Genomic DNA, 18,364 nt, shown 5'->3' with positions numbered 1-18,364 from the left:
GTTAGCTCCATTCGGTGACGTCCATCGTCTCGTTTTCTTGATAGGCTCGATACGATAGGACGAGCGCGAACGCGGTCATGCCGAAACTGATGACGATCGCAGTCAGCACCAACGCTTGAACCAGCGGATCGGCGGTTTCGGGAAACGGGCCGGTGTGTGTGACCAAGATGGGGACCAGATCGTGTGTTCCCTCCTGGATACCACCCATCGAGATGAGATAGACGTTCGCCGCCTGGGCGATGACGGCAAGCCCCCAGACGACTTGGACGATATCGTCCCTAAGCAACAGGAACGTGCCAAGCATGAATAGCGCACCGACAGCCGCCGCAATCGCGAGGCTCATTCGTCTCCCACCACCGACAGAATCGTCAGCAACCCTCCGACAACGACACAGTAGACGCCGACATCGAAGACGATTGCCGTCGCCACCTCCACGTCGCCAAAGAGGGGAAGTTGGATATAGAAAAACGTCTGTGAGAGGTACTGCTCGTCGAACAGAAGCGCCCCGAACCCGCTGGCGATAGCGAGAACGAACCCGAACGTGAACAGACGGCGGTACGCGACGACGGTACGGTGTTCGAAAATGCCGGCATGCGGATCGATCTCTCGTCCGAGGACGCCGACTTCCAGATAATCGAGATCGTAGGCCACGTATATCAGTCCGAGGGCGACGACCGTTAGCACTCCCCCGATGAAACCACCGCCGGGGAGGTCGTGTCCCTGTAGCACCAGTTCGATCGCGACCACGAGGATGATCGGGACGACGACGCGACCCGTCGTCTGCATGATCACCGTCGTCACGGGCTTTCACCCCGGCTGCGCATGCGGATCAACACCAGTACCGAAATGGCGGCGATCACTATCACCGCGAGTTCCCCGAGCGTATCGAATGCACGGAAGTCCGTCAGGATGACGTTGACGACGTTGGTTCCGCCACCACCTTCGACCGCGTTGTCGACGTAGTATCGGGCCAGATCGGAGAGCGGATCCTCCGATGAGGGTGCAGCAACGAGAACCGACAGAAACGCCGTCGCGCCTACCACCAGTGAAAGTGCGGCGTCCCTGACGAGGACACCCATTTCGATGTCGCTGTAGAAGGCAGGCAACTCTTCGAGGACGAGCAGGAAGATGAGTAACAGTAGCGTCTCGACGACGAGCTGTGTCAACGCGAGGTCCGGAGCACTCGCCAGGATGTAGAAGATAGCGATCATGAACCCGAGGATCCCGATCGTTAGCACCCCCGTGACGTGTGAGTCAGCGATCGTTATCGTGATCGCTGCGACGACGGCGACCCCCAGGACCAGCACCATCGCCAGCGGCGTCTCGAAGACGTCTACCGCCGGAACAGACACCGACGTCACGACGTAACCGAGTAGCGTGAGACCGCACGCAGCGCCGAGAATCCACCAGACGTAGGTCCGGATCAATCCGTTGTGAACTGTCGGTCCGAAGCGACGACTCGCCTCCTCGATGCCGGTTACCGATCGCGCGTACCACGCACTGGGTTGTAGCGCACTGCCGGTGGACACGACCACCTCTGTACCACCGCGGACGCGATCGAAGAACGGGTACGCTGCGACGCCGACAGTTACCGTGACGATCGTCATTGCGACGGGGCCCGTGAGTTCGCGTGGAATCCCGACGTGGACATCAAGCGGTTCGACGGCCGTCACGGCGGCGGCATCCTGGACGATGACATCGATCGCGAGTTGCGGGGCGACGCTGACAACTGCTGCGACCCCGGCCAGCACTGCAGGCGGGAATACGAGCGCTACGGGTGGCCGAGAGACGTCAGTAACGGTCGCGGGGCGATCGCCGAAGAACATCGAGAGAAACCGAAGCGAGTAGAGGACGGTGAAGACACCGGCTACGACGGCGACAGCCGGATAGAGCCACGCGAGACCACCGCCGTCGTTCGCGGTCATCCACGCCGCCTCGAACAGCAGCTCCTTCGAGTAGAAGCCGTTGAGCGGGGGTATCCCCGCCATGCTCAACGCGGCGATGACGGTGATCCCCGCGGTTACGGGCAGGTCGTGTCGCAGACCACTGAGATCAGCAAGCTGTCGCCTACCGACTTCGTGGGCGACGATACCGGCCACCAGAAACAGCGCCGCCTTGAAGAGTGCGTGATTGAACAGGTGAAATGCGCCGGCCTCCGGGCCGTAGTGAGATTGGAACCCGAACCCAGCCACCATCAGACCGAGATGACTCGCCGTGGAGTACGCCAGAAGCTCCTTGATGTCGGTCGCCAGCACTGCAAGCATCGCCCCGACCAACATCGTCACCAGTCCGATGGTCGCAAACACGAGCATCCACTCGTCACCGTAAAACAGCGGTCGGAGCCGCCCGATGGCGTACACGCCGACCTTCACCATCGTCGCCGAGTGGAGAAACGCAGAGACGGGCGTCGGGGCAACCATCGCGTTCGGAAGCCAGAAGTGCAAGGGGACCTGTGCCGATTTCGCGGCGGCGGCGACAGCGATCAGGATGAGCGCCGGTGTGAAGAGTCCCCGATCGGTGAGCACGGCTCGAACCGCCTCGCCGTTTGCGAGGATCGTCGTGAGATCGAACGTTCGCGTACCCAGTGCCACGTCGGCTGCAACAGCGACCAACAGCAACCCGAAAAGCAAGCACAACCCTCCACCGACGGTTACGAGCAGTGCCATCCGTGCGGAGTACCCGGACTCACTATCCTCGGTGTGGTAGCCGATGAGGACGAACGAGAAGACGCTCGTCAACTCCCAGAACAGAAAGAGTACCACGATGTCGGCAGCGAACGCCACGCCGAGAATCGATCCCATAAAGCCCAGCAGGGCAGCGTAAAACCGAGAGAGGTTGGGTTTTCCTCGCATGTATCTGACCGAATAGCTGAAAATCAGCACGCCGATACCGCTCGCGAGCATCGCGAACAGCAGCGCCCACCCGTCGACGGTGAACCGGACAGCGACGTCCATAGACGGGATCCAGGTGAACGCGACTGTCCCTTGCGCTCCTCGTTGCGATGCAACGAGGCCAAACGAGACGATCGCAACAACGACGCCGACGTAGCCGGTTGAGTCCCCGAGCAGCCGGTGAAACAGCGGTATGACGGCTGCTGTGAGGAATGGGGCAGCAATGGCCGTGGCGACGATCCATACTGTTGGCTCCATCCAACACGTAGCCCTTCTTTCACTACGGACTTAAAAACACAACACGGGGATTCGGCCGCACTCACATCCACGACGGGCACCGGTACTACGCTCCAGCCGCACAATCCCTTATATGGGCACATCATCCGTACGAGCCGACGAACCACTGGGGAAGAGGGGACGCGAGTGCCCGAGGCCAGCTTTCCATCCACATCTCTACCGGAAATCGTCGATACACGTCACCACGTCTCTCCCGTGCGTGTCTCACCAGTTCGGGTTCCGCTCATGGAGTGGAGTGGAATCCGCTCTGACCGCGGCGTACACCCGGTCGGCCCACTCGTACGCGATCGATGCATCCGTATCGACGAACACCTGCATGAGTCCAGTGGTCTCGTCGTAGCCTCCGATCCCGACGCGCTCGTCGAAGACCGCGAGACCGTACGGAAGGTCATCACGCGTCCGAAGGGCGAGGTGGCCGCGGTCGATCGCCTCGCGGGCGCGCTCCGGGTACGTCTCGAAGAGCGTCTCGACGATGTGAGGGAGATAGATGATCTCCGTGTCGGTCTCCTCGAAGATCTGGTGGTGGAACCCGCCGAGAACGAGCGGTGCCATGTGCGTCGTGTTGAACCCACGGAAGGTCTTCGACTCTTTGAGAAGCGAGATGAACCGCTCGACCGGTTGGTAGGGATCGTTCGGCTCTGCAAGCGTGACCTTTGCGTCCACGAACGGTTCGAGGACGAACTCCTGGTGGTCCTCACAGATCGTGTCCAGGAGCGGCGCGAGCCGGTGGACGGTGTGAACGTTCGCTTCGAACCGAAGTACTTCGTCGGCGACCGCCTCGCCCCGCCCGGTCAACCGAAACCGACCGTCGGCCTTCTCGACGAAGCCCTGTTCGTCGAGCCACCGCGTGAAGCGGTGACTCGTCGCCCGAGAGACGTCGAGGCGCTCCTCGATCTCTCGGCGGTCGAGCGGCTCCGTGCGGAGCGCCTCCAGGACCGGTCTGTGCCGCACGATATCGCCGAGTAGGTCCGTGTCGACACGGTCGCCCGCGGCGTCAAGTCGCTGTCCGAGGTACCGTTGGGTTCGCGCGTTCTCAAGCAGGGCCTCTAGGGTCGGCGAACCGGGCGGTGGACGCCCGTCCTCGGACGTTTGTTCGTCTCCGGGGAACTCCATGGGACTCCCTCAATAATGGGTGGCACAGATTGTAACGTTATCGCGTGCGGGAAACGAGAGGCGTCTCACGACCTGAAACAGCGCGTCTCCCGCCGAACGTGTTTCAGTGAATGAGGCTAACAGCGCTGCAGCCTATCGAGTATGTATGGTCCTATCACCCATCGACGACGAACGGATCGAGCGGTTTCGAACCGACGTGTACGGGGACGTGATCCAACTCAATGACGCCGAGTACGACGACGCTCGCGCCGTCTGGAACGGGATGATCGACAAGCATCCGGGAGTGGTCGTCCGATGTCGAGGCGCGGCGGACGTCATCCATGCGGTCGAATTTGCCCGCGAGAGCGGCCTTCGCGTGGCCGTCCGGGGTGGCGGCCACAACGTTGCCGGCACGGCCGTCTGCGACGACGGGCTCGTGATCGACCTCTCGGAGATGCGGGGCGTGTGGGTCGACCCCGAGGAGCGGACGGCGTGGGTCCAGGGCGGTGCCACCTGGGCCGACGTCGACCACGAAACCCAGGCGTTCGGCCTGGCGACACCCGGGGGCGTCGTCTCGAAGACCGGCGTCGCAGGGCTCACCCTCGGCGGCGGCATCGGCCACCTCCGGTGCAAGTACGGCCTGAGCTGTGACAACCTCCGGTCGGTGGACGTCGTCACCGCGGACGGCCGGTACCTGACGGCCAGCGCCGACGAGAACGAGGAGCTGTTCTGGGGGCTTCGTGGTGGTGGGGGCGGACTTGGAGTCGTAACGGGCTTCGAGTTCGAACTCCACCCGGTCGGACCGGCCGTGGCGACCTGTTTCGTGCTCTATCCGGGGGAACGCGCATCCGAGTGTCTGCGCGCGTATCGCGAGTACGTCGCGACGGCACCCGACGAGGCCACCACGCTTTCGTCTACCGGCGTGATGCCCGACGAGGAGCTGTTCCCCGACGACGCGATGGACGACCGCAAGATCGGCCTTCTGGGGTGTTATGCGGGGCCCCCCGAGGAAGGCGAGGCGGTGCTCGCACCGTTGCGGGAACTCGGCGACCCGATCGCCGACTTCAGCGCGACGGTACCCTACGCCGAGTTCCAGCGGATCTTCGACGAGGATTACCCGGACGGGATGAGATACTACTGGAAATCGCTCTATCTTGATGGGCTCACCGAGTCCGCCATCGATCGGATCTGCTACTGGGCGGAGACCGCACCGTCGCCGCTCTCGACCGTCGATATCTGGGAGCTGGGTGGCGCGATCACGGATATCGCTCCCGAAGAGAGCGCGTTCGCGGGCCGGCACGCGCCGTTCCTCCTCGGGATCGAGGCGAACTGGGAGGAGGCCGCGAACGACGATGCTAACGTCGAGTGGGTCCGTGACTGCATCGCCGACATGCGGCAGTTCTCCGACGGTTCGTTCTACCTGAACTTTCCGGGCTTTTTCGAAGGAGGCGAGGCCGCACTGGAGACCACGTTCGGGGCGGCTTACGAACGGTTGATCGCGTTGAAAGACGAGTACGATCCAGCGAACCTGTTCGGTCCGAATCGGGACGCCCACTCCACCGAGTGAGCGCGGCCAGTGTCGACCGATTCTTGCGCGTGTTCGTCAACACGGTACCACGGGTCACGGCGGTGGTTTACCCTGGCCATCGACGCCGGCGGCGCTGCCGCACACTCGATCGTGTTCGACACGAACGGCCGTTACGACGCGCATAACTGCGACGTCGGAAACCCTTCCCCCGGCATCAAGCGCCTACTTTTCCGCCTGCGTCGTGTCAAATCGGTATGAATACCTCGAAAGGCGTCTTCCTGCTCGTCTTTGCCGTTCTTCTCGCGCTGACAGTAGCGCACGTGTTACCGTTCCTCAACTTCTTCCTCCTTGCGGTGTTGCTTACGGTCCTCTTTTTACCCGTCCAGAAACGCTTGGAGGGCCGGATAAGTGCGGGGAGATCGGCCACAGTCATCGTACTCGTGGCGTCGATCACGGTCGTCCTACCGTTCGTGTACGTCGTCCACAGGACCGCGTCGGACGCCGTCGCGTTCCTCCAGGCCGTCAGCGAAGGGAACGTCACCCTCTCCCCGCTGGAGGAGCGTATCGAGGGGTTCACGGGGCGAACCGTCGACCTCTCCAGTTCGCTGCAGTCGGCGGCCGGTGCCGTTGAGCCCGACGGTGTGATGAACGTGGTGGGGGCGATCACCCACACCGCCATCGGCGTGGGGCTGACGCTGTTCCTGCTGTTTTACTTCCTGAAGGATCGCGAGGAGTTCTTCGAGTGGCTCCATGCCCGGATGCCACTCGCCGACGACACGCAGAGCGAGTACTACGACGAGCTTAACCGCATCCTGAAAGCGGTCCTGTTCGGTCACGTCCTCGTCGCATTGATACAGGGTCTGCTCGCAGGCCTCGGCCTGATAGTGACCGGCATCCCGAACGCCACGTTCTGGACGGTCGTGATGACCGTCCTCTCGCTGCTGCCGATCGTCGGCTCGTTCCTCGTGTGGGGGCCGGCTGCCGTCTTCCTTTTCCTGAACGGTCAGACCACGCTGGCAGTCGGCCTCTTCCTGTGGGGGGCGATCGTCGTCGGCGTTTCCGACGATTACCTCCGACCGATCGTCGTCGACCGATACGCGAAGATCAACCCGAGCGTCATCATCCTCGGCGTCCTCGGCGGCATCTACGTCATCGGCTTCATGGGCATCTTCTATGGCCCCGTCGTCATCGGCATGCTCAAAGTGACTGTGGACGCGTTCGCCGACGAGTTCGCGACGTCCAAAATCGACTAACGGTCGGGCTCCCGCCGTCAGTCGCCACCCCGTCACCCATCGAGCGTCCGATTCACTTCAGGTACGGCTCTCGAAGCACCTCACGCCCGTCCGCGGTCCTCACGGTGATCGTATCACCGTCGTCGTCCCAGACCCCGCTCGTGGTACCCCAGTAGAGATCGGTCTCGGCGTCCGATCCCCGGCCGCTGTGCACCGCGACGTTCTCGCCGGGGTCGAGCGTGAACCCGTCCGGGAAGGCGAACCGCTGACCGGCTTCGTTTTCGACGACCCAGCCCGAGAGGTTCAGCGCCTCGTCGCCCGTGTTCCGGAACGTCACGTACTCGTCCTCGACGTCGTCCCCGAGCCCGCGCGCCTCGTGAATCTCGTCGAGGACGAACGCACCCGTCTCGACGGCGCGCGACGACTCCGACATCGCGGTGTCCCGTTCCGCGGCACCGTCCACTTCCGCGTCCGAAGTCGACCTCTCGCTCTCCTTGGCTGCCTCGTCGCTCCGGGCGGCCGTCTCGCTGTCGACCTGTGTGACGCCGGTCCCTTCCGTCCCCGGGGGAGTCGACTGACGTTCGCCGTCGTCCTCGTGCGTGTGTGCCTCGCGGGAGTCAGGGGCCTCCTGTCCGCGGACTTCCGCTCCGGTGATATCGTCTCTGTCCACGAGCTCGTATGCCGGCTGGCCCTCTCCCCCGGTCGCAGTCTCTCGGTACCGGAGCGCCAGCGACTCGGTCTCGAAGCGCTCGAAGAACTGGTTCCAGGATAGCTGTTCGCCGCGATCGTCGGCGGGGTTCGAGAGCAGTCGCAGGTTATCCCCCGTCTCGTCGGCGAGTACGGGCACCGTCTCGTGCTCCTCGGCCCACTCCCGTATCCGTTCGGGGTCGGTCGTTACCTGCCACGCGGCGCGATCGGAGTTATCGGACATGGTAGCGTATGGAGGGAGGATCACCAGTTAACTACAGACACCGTTTCACGAGCTGTTCGGTGTTAATACGGAATTACTCTCGTGACCCCGCGAGTTGAGAGTCTGATGTGGCGGTCTGTGCATATTTAAGCGGCGGGGTTCGCGAGATGCGTCGTCAGGACTCGCGCCACTTGTGGCCGCACTCGATGCAGGTGAACAGCCGAACCTCATAGGAGCCGCCCGGTTTCGGCATCATCTCGTAGTAGGCCCGGTCGCTGTCGCAGTCGTCCGCCGGACAGGGCTCCTGCATCGTTTCGGTGGAACCCTGGGTCGCGTCGGCCACGGCGGGTGCCCCGTCGTCCCGCTGTCCATCCTGGGTCGTCATCGCCGATTCTGCTTGCGAGTCCCGCGGCTCCTCGTTCTCACAGGAGCGACACACCCACGTCTCGCCCGCCGTGTGCATCATCGAACCACACTCGTCACAGAATCGCATATAAAGGAGGAAGACACGGTCGTCGGATATATGTGTTAACTTCGATCCGTCGCGGATTTCAGGCAACTGCTCATGCTGACTGTACTGAATTATATCTGACGAGTAAGATCTCAACAGAGCCCGATCGGATCGTTCTCCACCGGTCTCGATAAGCGGTTGGGTTTAACCCCTGAGATGCCGTATCATGGCCCATGGATCGCGACACCGTGACGCCGGACGTGACCGAGTTCCCGGGAGAACGTGCCCGAGAGCAGGTCGAACGTCACCACGCGTCGGCCGCACCCAGCACGTACGTGTACGATTTCGTCTGGGACCGCACTGCACCCGCCGAGGGGCCCTTCTGCACCGACGTCGATGGGAACGTCCTCCTCGATTTCACGAGCCATGTCGCCGCCGCTCCGCTCGGCTACAACAACCCGCTGATCATGGAGCGGCTCTCGGAGTTCGATCTCGTCGATCCGCTGAAGATCGCGGGGCAGGACTTCTACGTCGACGGCGACGACGGGCTTCCGGGGCCGACCGACCTGATGGAACGGCTCACCGACCTCACCGCCCACTACGACATGGACACCGTCTTCCTCTCGAACTCCGGAGCGGAGGCGATCGAAAACGCGATCAAGATATCCTACGACCACGCCGGCGGGGACAAGTACGCGATCACGTTCGACGGGGCGTTCCACGGACGGACCCTCGGCGCGCTCTCGTTGAACCGGTCGAAGGAGGTGTACCGTCGGAAGTTCCCGGAGATCAGCAGCGTCCACGACGTCCCCTTCTGTGACGATCGGACCTGTACCCCCGCGGACTGTTCGTGTGGATTCTTCGTCGACGGCGTCTCCCGGCTTCGTCGAAAGCTCGACCCCGAGCGCGGCCACATCAACCCGAACGAGGTCGCGTACCTGATCATGGAGCCGATCCAGGGGGAAGGCGGGTACCGGTTCCCCTCCGACGCGTTCATGGACGAGATCGCCGCCGTCGTCGAGGAGCACGACATCACCCTCATCGCCGACGAGATCCAGTCCGGACTCGGGCGGACCGGGAAGACGTGGGGTGCGGACAACTACGCGATCGAACCCGACGTGATCACCAGCGCGAAGGGCCTTCGGGTCGGCGCGACTGTCTCCCGATCCGACGTGTTTCCAGCCGAGGAGAGTCGGCTCTCCTCGACGTGGGGTGCCGGCGACGTCATCGCCTCCGTGCAGGGCGCGCTCACGATCGACGCGATCCGCGAGGAGGACCTGATGGACAACGCGGTCGTTCGCGGCAGACAGTTCCGCGAGACGATGCGAGACGCGGCCCCCGACGGAGTCGTCGACGTCCGCGGGAAGGGACTCATGCTCGGCGTCGAGTTCGAGAGCAAGGAGGTACGTGACGACACGATGACGGCGGCGCTCGGACACGGACTGCTCACCCTCGCGTGCGGCTACAAGGTGTTGCGGATCCTCCCGCCGATGGACGTCACCGAACGCGAGATCGAGATCGGCTGCGAGCTGCTAACGGCGGCTATTCGCGACGCTACCTGACTGAACGACTGTCGCGAAACGGAGAAACGGTCGTCGCGTCAGTTGTCGCCGGCTTTCGACTGCCAGGCGTAATCACGTCGCTTTGCGGACTTCCCGAAGCCACAGGAGGAGCAGCGCTCCTTTGTGATGTGGTAGGAGGCCTCGCCACAGCGGCGGCACTTCACGTGAACGGTCTTGTTCTTCTTCCCTTGAGAGGGCGTACCGGAGCCGGTCATACTTTGATGGAGACGACGTTATCGCCGCGTATAATCGTTGTGTCTTCGATGGCGACCGCGAACTCCGCGTCAAGGTCGTCTTCAACGCGGTCGTCGACGCCGGACTCCGGGTCGATGACGACGTTCATGTGCTGGTCGTAGCCGGACAGGATCCCGTAGTAGGTCGTTCCGTCCTTCAGGTGCACCGTCACGGGCTCCTCGAGCGACGCTTCGAGCACGTCGAGGGGTCGTCCACTCATTACGTACACCGGTGCTCGTCTCGCTATTAAAAATACCGGGACCGAAGACAGCGAGTGAACGACTCACGTGGCCGGAATCCGTCGATTCCGGTTCGGCACGCACGCACCGGTGCTCCCGGAACCCCGTAGTTTTTAAGATGGGCCCCTGTACCATCAACCATCACACTCCCGCGGGACACGGTGAGCCGACATCGGCTCGACCGTAGCGGGGCCTTCACCGACGCGCTGTAAGACGCCGGGGCTGACGGCCCCTTTATGCGGGTTTCAGTGACAACACGCCGTTTCGCGGCGTTCACAACCACGAACCATGGAAATCGAAATCGCAACAATCGGCGGATACGAGGAAGTCGGTCGGCAGATGACGGCGGTACGAGCGGGCGAGGACATCGTCATCTTCGACATGGGCCTGAACCTCAGTAAGGTCCTGATCCACGACAACGTGGAGACGGAAAAGATGCACAGTCTCGACCTGATCGACATGGGTGCCATCCCGGACGACCGGATCATGAGCGATCTGGAGGGCGACGTACAGGCGATCGTTCCCACCCACGGTCACCTCGACCACATCGCAGCGATCCCCAAGCTCGCCCATCGGTACGACGCACCGGTCGTCGCCTCCCCGTACACGATCGAGCTGGTGAAACAGCAGATCCAGGACGAAAACAAGTTCCAGGTCGACAACGACCTCGTGAAGATGGAGGCCGGCGGCACGATGGCCATCGGCGACTCCGAGCAGATCGAGATGGAGTTCGTCAACGTCACTCACTCCATCATCGACGCGATCAACCCGGTTCTCCACACGCCCGAGGGTGCGATCGTGTACGGCCTCGACAAGCGGATGGATCACTCGCCGGTCATCGGCGACCCGATCGACATGCAGCGGTTCCGCGAGATCGGTCGACAGGACGAGGGCGTCCTCTGTTACGTCGAGGACTGCACGAACGCCGGCCGGAAGGGCCGAACGCCCTCCGAGTCCGTCGCCCGAAAGCACGTCCACGACACGTTCACGTCGATGGAGGACTACTCCGGCGGGATCGTCGCCACGACGTTCTCCTCACACATCGCCCGCGTCCAGTCGCTCGTCGAGTACGCCCGAGAGATCGGCCGACAGCCGGTTCTTCTCGGCCGCTCGATGGAGAAGTACTCCGGTACCGCCGAGCGGCTCGACTTCGTCGACTTCGAGGGTGACATCGGCATGTACGGTCACCGGAAATCCGTCGACCGCGCGTTCAAGCGGATCATGAAGGAGGGGAAGGGGAACTTCCTCCCGATCGTGACGGGCCACCAGGGCGAGCCGCGCGCGATGCTCACCCGAATGGGCCGTGGCGAGACCCCGTACGAACTGGAGGACGGCGACAAGGTCGTCTTCAGCGCCCGCGTCATTCCGGAGCCGACCAACGAGGGGCAGCGCTACCAGTCCGAGCAGCTCCTCCGGATGCAGGGCGCTCGCATCTACGACGACATCCACGTCTCGGGCCACCTCCGTGAGGAGGGCCACTACGAGATGCTCGACGCGTTGCAGCCGCAACACGTCATCCCGGCCCACCAGAACCTCAAGGGGTTCGCCCCGTACGTCAACCTCGCGTCATCGCAGGGGTACAAGCTCGGTCGTGACCTCCACGTCACGGAGAACGGAAACACGATCCAGCTCGTCGAATGACGAGCGAAACCACGGAGGCGCGGGTGCTCGACGCCATCCGCGAGCGGCGCGAGCTGATCAACGCCGCTATCGACGAGGAGCTGCCGATGCAGCGCCCCGAGCGCCTGTACGAGGCGTCTCGGTACATCCTCGAAGCCGGCGGGAAACGGCTCCGCCCAACGGTGACGATGCTGGCGGCGGAGGCGGTCTCCGACGTGGAACCGATGACCGCCGACTACCGATCGTTCCCGACGCCGGACGGCGAGGAGATAGATCTCATGCGCGCGGCGGTGTCGATCGAGGTGATCCAGTCGTTCACCCTCATTCACGACGACATCATGGACGAGGACGACCTCCGGCGCGGCGTGCCGGCGGTCCACGAGCAGTACGACACCTCGACGGCGATCCTCGCCGGCGACACGCTGTACTCGAAGGCGTTCGAGATCATGACCGAGACGGGAGCGGACCCCGCAGACGGGCTGGAGGCGATGCGACTGCTCGCGACGACCTGCACGGAGATCTGCGAGGGGCAGGCGTTCGACGTCTCCTTCGAGTCGCGTGACGACATCCGTCCAGAGGAGTACTTGGAGATGGTCGAGCTGAAAACCGCCGTGCTGTACGGCGCTGCCGCGGCGACCCCCGCGGTTCTGCTCGGCTGCGACGAGGAGGTCGTCGACGCCTTATACCAGTACGGTATCGACTCCGGCCGCGCGTTCCAGATCCAGGACGACGTGCTCGACTTGACCGTCCCGTCGGCCCAGTTGGGCAAACAGCGCGGGTCGGACCTCGTCGAGGACAAAGAGACGCTGATCACCCTTCACGCACGCCAACAGGGCGTCGACGTGGACGACCTCGTCGACGCCGAGACCCCCGCTGAAGTGACCGAATCGGAGGTCGACGAGGCGGTGTCGGCGCTCGAGAAGTCCGGATCCATCACCTACGCCCGCGAGATGGCCGACGATCTCACGGCGCGGTCGAAAGAGCACCTGCAGGTGCTCCCCGACAACGACGCCCGGAGCCTGCTCGAGGACATCGCGGACTACCTCATCAGTCGCGGGTACTGATCCGGCTTCCGCGGCCGGAACGAACACCGCTTTAGGCACCCTCGTCGTCGACCGGTTCGTGTCCCGCTATCGAGACACCGTCCTGTTTTTCGCGCTGGCAACGCTGTGGGGCGGTTCGTTCGTCGCCATCGAGGTCGGGTTGGAGTACTACTCGCCGGTGTTGTACGCGGCGTATCGGTTCGACCTCGCCGCGCTGCTTCTCGTGAGCTACGCGCTGATCGTGGAGGAGGCTCCGCTCCCGAGGACCCGAGGAGACGCGGTCGCGATCGCGCTCAGCGGCGGGCTCTCCGTCGCGGCGAACAACTCGCTGCTGTTCGTCGGCCAGCAGTACACGACGAGCGGGATCGCGGCGATCACCTACAGCCTCGTTCCGATCGTCACCGCGGCGACCGCCGCCGTGTGGATCGGCCAGTCGAGCCTCGACGCTCGCGGATCGATCGGCGTCGTGTTGGCGTTCGTCGGCGTCGGCCTCGTCGCGCAACCGGACCCGGAGAACCTGGTCGGCGGCGTGACGGTCGGCGTCGCGTTGATCTTCGTCGGCGTGATCGCCGTGTCGGTCGCGAGCGTCGGGCTCCGGACGATCGAGACCGACATCTCGAGCGTCTCGCTCACCGCGTGGGCGATGCTGCTCGGTGCGCTGTTGATGCACGGGACGAGCGTCGGACTCGGGGAGGTACAGCGGCTGCCGGCGACGGAACTCCCAGCGCTCGTCGCGCTCCTGTTCCTCGGCGTGCTGTCGTCCGCCCTCGCCTACACGATCTACTTCACGCTGCTCGACCGACTCGGTGCGTTCGAGATCAACCTCGTGTCGTACGTCGTTCCCGTCGTCGCGACCGTCGCCGGCGTCGTGTTGCTCGCCGAGCCCGTGACCCGGTGGACGATCGTCGGCTTCCTCGTGATCGTCGCGGGATTCGGGCTGGTGAAGCGACACGCGATCGCCGAGGAGGTGCCGAAACTCATCGCGCGCGTCGGCGGGTTCTTCTGACCACGGGCGGAACAGCCGACGACGTCAGCGCGTGACGCGATCGAGCGTCCGTTACGGACCGGCTACGGGTCCACTACGGGTCCGCGTCACGGAACAGCCGGAACGATCCCTGTCCGACGACGACCTCCGAGCTCTCTCCGTTCGTGGTGCTCGTGACGCGCATCTCGCTGACTCCGATCGAGCCGCCCGAGCGGACGACGTCGGCTTCCGCACGCAGCGAACCGGTCGCGGGGCGGAGATAGTTCGTCGTGAGATTGATAGTCGAGACGCCGCCCGAGAGCGGGTCAGCGAAAGCGGTCCGCTGGGCGACCCCGCCAGCGGTGTCGATCAGCGTCGCCGCGACCCCGCCGTGGATCGTTCGCCCGTCGGCGTTGGTCAGCTTCTCGTCGAACGGGATCGAGAGCACCACACGTCCACGCTCCACCGTCTCGACCGACGTGTTCAGCCACGAGAGATAGCCGTGTTCCTCCTCGATTCGTCGCTCGACGTACGACGCCGCCTCCGGCGGCAACGGGTCCATCTCCTCCGGGTCGAACTCGCTCATACCCGTTCGTCGACGCCACGGGGCTTGTATCCCGGGGAACGCGGTCGAACCCGAGACGAGTTGTTCGACCCGGAATTTAAACCGCATACCGAGCCACACACCCCGTGACCTAACGCGTCGACCGCGGTGGCCGAGGCGGGAGCCCGGCACACCACCGCGGATCACCGCTCGTGCCGGCTGTTCGCCACCGTTCCTCGCACCGAACCGAACGCGCTCACCCGACGCTGAGACGGATCGGATCGTCGCTTTCACGGATCGTCACCCTCACCCGGTCGCCGACCGTGAGATCGCCGTCCGGATCGACGAGCTTCGCTCCGTATCCGCCGTCGGATGCCGCGAACATCGACAATCCCGTCACGCGTCGTCCGTTCGCGAACACGTCGATCGGGTCCCACTCGATGGTCGACGCTCGAAGCGTCCCGACGCGCGTCCCGAGCAGGGAGACGCCCTCGCCGTCGCGCCCGCCGTCTCTCCCGAACGTCCCACCACCCCCGTAGTGGGCCAGTCCGCCGTCGAGCGGGACGCCGTCGTCGCTTGCGATCGCGGCGAACGCTCCACCCGGATCCGGGTGTTCGGGTGCGTCGAGGACGACGGACGACGGACCGCACACCACGACGGATCCGGTTCCGTCCCACCGGATCGGTTCGACGTCGACGTCGACGGCCACCGGGAGCGACCCGCTCGCTCGGAGCGCGCTCGTACCGGGCGCGCGGAAGCCGAGATGGACGTGGTTGTCGACCCACCGTCCGAAGAAGCCGGAACGCGTCATCGGACCGAGCACGTCGCCCACGGAGACGTCGTCACCGGGCACGACGTCCGGGATCACGTGCAGCACTCGCGCCGTCGTCCCCGGCTCGGCACCGATCCGACGACACCACTCGTCGGCGAGGTCGATGACGATCAGGTGATCGGTGCTCGCGGCGTAGGGCCTGTCCGGACAGCCGACAGTTCGCGTCTCCCGGACCGTTCCCGTGACTGGTGAGAGCCCGTCGTTGCTCGACGGGTACAGATCGATCGCACGACTGCGGTCGTGTGCCGGATACGGAGAGTTGAACCGCGAGAACCGACGGTACCGACGAACGACGTCCCGTGGAAGCGTGACCGTCACCGCTCCGCCTCCGTCGTCGGTTCCATACCGGCGATCTCGAAACAGGCCCCGGAAAGCGGGCCGTCGACGATCGCGACGGACCAGCCGTGTGCGTCCGCGATGTCGCCGACGATCGAGAGCCCGAGTCCCGTCCCGTCGTTCAGCGAGACGCCCCGTTCGAACACGCGCGATCGATCGCCGGGATCGATACCGTCACCGTCGTCCGCGACACGGAGGGTGACGCCGTCGTCGCCACGCTCGGCGCTCACACGAACGGTGGCATCGTCGCCACCGTGCTCGATCGCGTTCCGGAACAGGTTCGCCAGCAGTTGCGTGAGTCGCTCGCCGTCGGCGCGAACGGTGACGTCGTCGCCGTCGAAATCGAGTACCGCGTCAGCGGTTTCCAGCCGAGACCACACCGTCCGAGTAGCACCCTCGACCGAGACCGTCTCGACCGAGTCGAGAGTCTTCCCCGCGGTCGCGAGCGACAGTAGCCCCTCGATCAGATCGTCCATTCGTTCGTGTGCGGTGGCCGCACGGTCGAGCGCGTCGTCGCGGTCTTCGTCGGTGTGACGGACCAACTCGACGGCCGCCGTCGCGGCGGCGAGCGGGTTCCGCAGGTCGTGAGAGACGACGCCCGCGAACTCCTCTAACCGCTCGTTCTGCCGTTCGAGCTGCGTCTCCCGTCGTTCCAGCTCCGCCTGCCGCCGTTCGCGTTCGGTGACGTCACGGAGGAGTACGACGTGTCCCCGACCGGTTCCGCGCGGATCCGTGATGGGATCCTCCTGAACGTCGAACCGACGACCATCGATCGACAGCAAGCGGTCGGATCCCGTCCCGAGGTCGGGGAACACGTCGTTCAGCGACGCTCCGACCGTATCGGCCGAGAGCAGCTCGGCGGCGGCGGGGTTGAGATCACGGATACAGCCGTCCGAGCCGGACACGATGACGGGGTCCTGCATGACCTCGACGGCGGTGTCACGCGCGGCGACGGACGCGTCGAGCGTTCCGAGCCAGAACACGGTCCCGTAGAGGAAGACGCCGTGGAGCACGAAGCCGACCGGCGTCCAGTCGAGATGCGCGAAGCTCCCGACGTCGACGACGGTCACGAACCCCGCTAGAAGCGGGAACAGCGTGCCGAGCAACGCGACGAACGTCTGCAGCCGATATCGGTTTCCCGTCCGGCGATACAGATCGACGATCACGACGATACCGGCGAAATACAGTGCGTACGCGTACAGCACGAACGCGAGTCCGACGGGGCCGAGTCCGAGTTCGAGGAGCGTGAACGGGCCGTCCGTGACCGGCTCGAACGATCGCCGGGCAAGCCCGTGGGTTCGGCTCGACCACGCGACCATCGTCCAGACGAACGCCGGAGCCGCGAGCGCGACGATCCCTCGCTCGGTCCGGAAGCGATCATGGCCCGCGTACGCGAACGTGAAGCTCGCGAAGAGGACGGGCATCGCGGCGAGCAACGGCGTCGAGAGCTGTGTGGCGACGGACATGACGCTCGGACTGGACCCGGCGACACGGACCGCATACAGAAGTGAGAACGCGCCGCCGCATGCGAGATAGAACGTGACCTCGACCCCGCCCGGCTCCTCGCGTTCCAGCCAGGACTGGCGTGCGAGCCAGAGGCCGAGGCCCCCCGCGAGGAGACACGCGAGGAGGTACGCCTGTACGGGAAGCGCGCCGAGATCGCTCATCGATACCGGTACCAGTCCAACGAGCAGGAAAACGTTTGCGTCATACGCCGAGACGGCAACCGAGGTGGGCACAAACGGTTTGTCGTCGTGCGACGGATCCGCTGTATGAACGTGCTCAGGGGTCGAGCATCGACGCGTCGTGCCGATCGCGAGGTGACGGCACGGATGCTGGCTCGTGCCGACGAGAAGAGCGTCTCGTCCGTCCGTGTCTGGACGCCACATCGGCTGATCGCGTTCGGACGCCGTGACGCCAACGCGCCCGGATACAAGCGAGCAGCGGCGCTTGCGACCGCGCGCGGGTTCGACCCTGTCGATCGAAGCGTCGGCGGAAGAGCCGTCGCGTACACCGGGCGAACGGTGTCGTTCGCCGTTGCGATCCCGTCTGCGAACCCACGAATAGGGATCGAGGACCGGTACGAGACGGCCTCACACGCCGTGAGAGAGGCACTCTCCGACCTCGGTGCGGACGTCTCGGACGGGGAGCCGGCGTCGGCGTTCTGTCCCGGCGACCACTCCGTTCGGGTCTCGGGAGGCGGAAAGATCGCCGGGCTCGCACAACGGGTTCGCGCTGACTCGGCGCTCGTGGCTGGCTGTCTGATCGTCTCGACGGACGACGCCGCCGAGATCGCGAAGGTTCTCGCCCCGATCTACGACGTGCTCGACGTGCCGTTCGATCCGACCGCGGTCGGCAGCGTCTCGGACGCCGGCGGTCCCGACGATCCCGAACTCGTCGGACGACACCTCGAAAACGCGCTCGCAGCGGCAACGTGGGACGGCGACGGCTCGACGGCGGACGGGGACGTCCCGACCGACGGCCGGGAGCGTCGGATCGAGTTCGTCGGCGGTGAGGAGACGCGGTAACGACACTGGAGAACCGGTCGACTGCCGCCTCGCTGGAGACGTTGTGAAGAGGGAACACGCC

At 64.6% G+C, this 18,364-nt stretch carries 18 protein-coding genes; 7 read left to right on the top strand and 11 right to left on the bottom strand.

The annotated features are described in order from the left end of the window. Position 1: 1 nt before the first annotated feature. From ACNSN7_RS03455 to ACNSN7_RS03440, 4 genes are all read right to left on the bottom strand, one after another. Complete coding sequence (locus ACNSN7_RS03455) at positions 2 to 343, bottom strand: sodium:proton antiporter (RefSeq protein WP_418280690.1); 342 nt, start codon at positions 341 to 343, stop codon at positions 2 to 4. Then, positions 340 to 801, bottom strand: a complete 462-nt coding sequence (locus tag ACNSN7_RS03450) for an MnhB domain-containing protein (RefSeq protein ID WP_418280688.1) — start codon at positions 799 to 801, stop codon at positions 340 to 342. The genes ACNSN7_RS03455 and ACNSN7_RS03450 overlap by 4 nt, the downstream gene beginning before the upstream one ends. Continuing rightward, positions 798 to 3,149 (bottom strand): hydrogen gas-evolving membrane-bound hydrogenase subunit E, encoded by a 2,352-nt coding sequence (mbhE, locus tag ACNSN7_RS03445; RefSeq protein ID WP_418280686.1) that lies wholly within the window; start codon positions 3,147 to 3,149, stop codon positions 798 to 800. The genes ACNSN7_RS03450 and mbhE overlap by 4 nt, the downstream gene beginning before the upstream one ends. Positions 3,150 to 3,392: 243 nt before the next feature. Beyond that, positions 3,393 to 4,301 (bottom strand): helix-turn-helix transcriptional regulator, encoded by a 909-nt coding sequence (locus ACNSN7_RS03440; protein ID WP_418280685.1) that lies wholly within the window; start codon positions 4,299 to 4,301, stop codon positions 3,393 to 3,395. 145 nt (positions 4,302 to 4,446) lie between these two features. Here ACNSN7_RS03440 and ACNSN7_RS03435 point away from each other — a divergent pair, with 145 nt between their 5' ends. Continuing rightward, positions 4,447 to 5,847 (top strand): FAD-binding oxidoreductase, encoded by a 1,401-nt coding sequence (locus ACNSN7_RS03435; protein WP_418280684.1) that lies wholly within the window; start codon positions 4,447 to 4,449, stop codon positions 5,845 to 5,847. A 215-nt stretch (positions 5,848 to 6,062) separates the two neighbouring features. Beyond that, positions 6,063 to 7,061 carry an AI-2E family transporter gene (locus tag ACNSN7_RS03430; RefSeq protein ID WP_418280682.1) on the top strand — a complete coding sequence of 333 codons (999 nt, stop codon included), beginning with the start codon at positions 6,063 to 6,065 and terminating at the stop codon, positions 7,059 to 7,061. A gap of 52 nt (positions 7,062 to 7,113) precedes the next feature. Here the strand turns inward: ACNSN7_RS03430 and ACNSN7_RS03425 are convergent, their stop codons facing one another. After that, positions 7,114 to 7,971, bottom strand: coding sequence for a lamin tail domain-containing protein (locus tag ACNSN7_RS03425; RefSeq protein ID WP_418280680.1), 858 nt, complete (start codon positions 7,969 to 7,971; stop codon positions 7,114 to 7,116). A 154-nt stretch (positions 7,972 to 8,125) separates the two neighbouring features. Continuing rightward, on the bottom strand, positions 8,126 to 8,443 hold the full coding sequence (locus tag ACNSN7_RS03420) for an RPA12/RPB9/RPC11 RNA polymerase family protein (protein WP_418280678.1): 318 nt from the start codon (positions 8,441 to 8,443) through the stop codon (positions 8,126 to 8,128). A gap of 191 nt (positions 8,444 to 8,634) precedes the next feature. Between ACNSN7_RS03420 and ACNSN7_RS03415 the strand changes: the two genes are divergently transcribed. After that, a complete protein-coding gene (locus tag ACNSN7_RS03415) occupies positions 8,635 to 9,963 on the top strand; it encodes a class-III pyridoxal-phosphate-dependent aminotransferase (protein ID WP_418280677.1) in 1,329 nt (442 codons plus the stop codon). A gap of 38 nt (positions 9,964 to 10,001) precedes the next feature. On the opposite strand, the gene ACNSN7_RS03410 is transcribed toward ACNSN7_RS03415, so the two are convergent. Together ACNSN7_RS03410 and ACNSN7_RS03405 are read right to left on the bottom strand one after the other, a co-directional pair. Beyond that, positions 10,002 to 10,178 carry a 50S ribosomal protein L37e gene (locus ACNSN7_RS03410; RefSeq protein ID WP_418280675.1) on the bottom strand — a complete coding sequence of 59 codons (177 nt, stop codon included), beginning with the start codon at positions 10,176 to 10,178 and terminating at the stop codon, positions 10,002 to 10,004. Then, positions 10,175 to 10,417 carry an LSM domain-containing protein gene (locus ACNSN7_RS03405; protein ID WP_418280673.1) on the bottom strand — a complete coding sequence of 81 codons (243 nt, stop codon included), beginning with the start codon at positions 10,415 to 10,417 and terminating at the stop codon, positions 10,175 to 10,177. The genes ACNSN7_RS03410 and ACNSN7_RS03405 overlap by 4 nt, the downstream gene beginning before the upstream one ends. Positions 10,418 to 10,724: 307 nt before the next feature. On the opposite strand from ACNSN7_RS03405, the gene ACNSN7_RS03400 reads away from it, so the two are divergent. The 3 genes from ACNSN7_RS03400 to ACNSN7_RS03390 are packed head-to-tail and all read left to right on the top strand — an operon-like array spanning position 10,725 to position 14,105. Further along, positions 10,725 to 12,077 (top strand): RNase J family beta-CASP ribonuclease, encoded by a 1,353-nt coding sequence (locus tag ACNSN7_RS03400; RefSeq protein ID WP_418280672.1) that lies wholly within the window; start codon positions 10,725 to 10,727, stop codon positions 12,075 to 12,077. Further along, positions 12,074 to 13,120: a geranylfarnesyl diphosphate synthase gene (idsA3, locus tag ACNSN7_RS03395; protein ID WP_418280671.1), complete on the top strand. Its 1,047-nt coding sequence runs from the start codon at positions 12,074 to 12,076 to the stop codon at positions 13,118 to 13,120. The genes ACNSN7_RS03400 and idsA3 overlap by 4 nt, the downstream gene beginning before the upstream one ends. Before the next feature lie 58 nt (positions 13,121 to 13,178). Further along, positions 13,179 to 14,105, top strand: coding sequence for a DMT family transporter (locus ACNSN7_RS03390; RefSeq protein WP_418280669.1), 927 nt, complete (start codon positions 13,179 to 13,181; stop codon positions 14,103 to 14,105). 73 nt (positions 14,106 to 14,178) lie between these two features. Here the strand turns inward: ACNSN7_RS03390 and ACNSN7_RS03385 are convergent, their stop codons facing one another. The 3 genes from ACNSN7_RS03385 to ACNSN7_RS03375 form a co-directional block, all read right to left on the bottom strand. Beyond that, positions 14,179 to 14,649: a PaaI family thioesterase gene (locus tag ACNSN7_RS03385; protein ID WP_418280667.1), complete on the bottom strand. Its 471-nt coding sequence runs from the start codon at positions 14,647 to 14,649 to the stop codon at positions 14,179 to 14,181. A gap of 214 nt (positions 14,650 to 14,863) precedes the next feature. Continuing rightward, entirely contained in the window at positions 14,864 to 15,757 is an 894-nt protein-coding gene (locus tag ACNSN7_RS03380; RefSeq protein ID WP_418280666.1) for a DUF8155 domain-containing protein, read from the bottom strand. Then, positions 15,754 to 17,442: a sensor histidine kinase gene (locus ACNSN7_RS03375; RefSeq protein ID WP_418280664.1), complete on the bottom strand. Its 1,689-nt coding sequence runs from the start codon at positions 17,440 to 17,442 to the stop codon at positions 15,754 to 15,756. The genes ACNSN7_RS03380 and ACNSN7_RS03375 overlap by 4 nt, the downstream gene beginning before the upstream one ends. 105 nt (positions 17,443 to 17,547) lie before the next feature. Here ACNSN7_RS03375 and ACNSN7_RS03370 point away from each other — a divergent pair, with 105 nt between their 5' ends. Further along, positions 17,548 to 18,303 carry a lipoate--protein ligase family protein gene (locus tag ACNSN7_RS03370; protein WP_418280662.1) on the top strand — a complete coding sequence of 252 codons (756 nt, stop codon included), beginning with the start codon at positions 17,548 to 17,550 and terminating at the stop codon, positions 18,301 to 18,303. Positions 18,304 to 18,364: the final 61 nt, after the last annotated feature.

Source organism: Halorubrum rarum, from assembly GCF_048380895.1.
Classification (GTDB): Archaea; Halobacteriota; Halobacteria; order Halobacteriales; family Haloferacaceae; genus Halorubrum.
The sequence above is the reverse complement of the archived record's forward strand: the minus strand, read 5'-3'. Positions and strand labels throughout refer to the sequence as shown.